The following is a 1,964-nucleotide window of genomic DNA, read 5'->3' as shown; positions in this document are numbered from 1 at the left end:
GTCCGTTTTGCTTGCCGGCTCAGGACACTCTTATCATACCAAGAGGTTCTTTTTTTGTTCAAACTCTATTTTTCTTCATAACAGGAATGCTGCCCTTTACTTGAACAAAGGGCGGCATCTTATTCAGCATATGCCCCCCTTCGCTGAATAAGATTATTAAAATGGAACATAAAAGGGCTGTTCTTCTTCATTTAGTATCTTAACAATTCTTTCTCTGAAATTTGACCAAGTAACCATATTTAATACTTCTTCTAAAGTGAAAAATCCAACCTCTAAACTTTCACTACTTGTCTGCGGTTTACCGCCTGTCGCTTTTGCAAGCCAACAAGTAGCACAAACATTAGCCTGAATATTTTGATAAATACCACAAAATCTTATTACATCAATATCAATTCCCGATTCTTCTTTCACTTCTCTTGTTATTCCGTCTTCTATGGTTTCTCCTAATTCTATTACACCTCCAGGAAATTCCCAGCCTCTTCGTGGACCTTTAATAAGCAAGATTTTCCCTTCATCATTAAGAACCACAGCACCCGCAGAGAGTGAATGTCTTGGCATAGTCATATAAAAACCCCCTTTATTTGAGATGTATGCTCTTTTATCGCAATTCTTCAACAAACCTGCCATTAATACCAATTATTTCAAAATTTCGTTGCATACTCAAGAAAATTTCAAACAAAAAAAGAAGCTTACCCTATTTCGGATAAGGCCTCTTGTTTGAATAAGTAAAATACGCAAAAATACTCTGTTGTTAATTTAACTTTGTAATAAAATTGGTTTTATTTCAAGTACATTAGAGACAATTGCAAAGGGATTATGGTTAGATGCTTTGCAATACCTCTATTTTCATTTACCCAGATAGCATCAATACCAACTTCCATTGGTCCAGCAACATCATGCGACCAAGAATCTCCAATAAAGAGAGCTTCCTTTGGTTTTTTGCCAAAATACTCTAATGCGTGCAAATAAATCTCTGGGTCAGGTTTCCTAAAGCCTATCTGCTCTGCATCAAAGATGGTTTCATCGGGAAATACGTTAGATAACTGCATTTCCTTAATCTTTAAACGAGCATCGTATAGTCCATTTGTAACTATCCCAAGTTGATAGTCTACTTTCAATTCAGCTAAAAAATCTGTTATTTTAGTATTCACAGCAATAAATTTCAAACTGTTTTTAAAGAAAAGTTCATCAATCTCATCTAGTAATTCTGAATGAGTCAAAACACTAAAATGGGCAAATGATTGGTTCCATCTTGCCCGTCTAAATTCCAAAGGTGTTATTTCTCGACTTATAAATTTGTCCAGTAACGACTGTGGAACATTAAGCATTCTTTCAACAAATGTTACTTCGTCAAGATTTTTAGTTTTAGGATGATTCTTTATAGTTTTTATGAGTCCCTCATTAAACCAGGAAGAATTAAGAAGAGTGTTGTCTAAATCGAATAATAACAAACTATGTTTATTCATACATACCTCACTGAAAGAGAATGTCTTGGTATTGACATATAAAAACCACCTTTATTTGAGATGTAATGCTTGCTCTTTTATCGCAATTCTTCTAGCAAACGTGCCCATTTCTTGAACAAAGGTCGGGCTGCTTGTTTAGCAAACAAACTACCGTTAGCTGAATATTGACTCATTTGGAATCTTTTTTATGTACGAGTTTATATAGGTTCGATATTCGTCGGTTAAAGCCTCTGGCAATTCATTAAGATTAAAATATTGAATATCTAAGGATTCTCTTTTATCAATTTCTAACTTCCCTTTTACTTCTCTAGTTATATAAACAGCAGTTACAGAATATAGTTCATCCCCGTTTGAAACTTTGAAGTAATAATCCGAACCCGAAAAAACATCTAATAATTGTAACCCTCCCTCAATAAAGTTAATTTTTCTTTGAAATACTCGCTTATTCTCAAAGTTTCTTTAATACACAATAGTGGATACACCTCAATAACTGGATAA

The 1,964-nt window shown here is 34.1% G+C and carries 2 protein-coding genes; both read right to left on the bottom strand.

What is annotated here, in order from left to right:
- Nucleotides 1-156 precede the first annotated feature (156 nt).
- A complete protein-coding gene (locus tag DET59_RS21290; protein ID WP_113971586.1) occupies nt 157-564 on the bottom strand; it encodes an NUDIX hydrolase in 408 nt (135 codons plus the stop codon).
- Nucleotides 565-779: 215 nt separating this feature from the next.
- Nucleotides 780-1,466, bottom strand: coding sequence for an HAD family hydrolase (locus DET59_RS21285; protein WP_258549763.1), 687 nt, complete (start codon nt 1,464-1,466; stop codon nt 780-782).
- Between the last annotated feature and the right edge of the window lie 498 nt (nt 1,467-1,964).

Source organism: Rossellomorea aquimaris, assembly GCF_003315075.1.
Taxonomy (GTDB): domain Bacteria; phylum Bacillota; class Bacilli; order Bacillales; family Bacillaceae_B; genus Rossellomorea; species Rossellomorea aquimaris_C.
The sequence above is the reverse complement of the archived record's forward strand: the minus strand, read 5'-3'. Positions and strand labels throughout refer to the sequence as shown.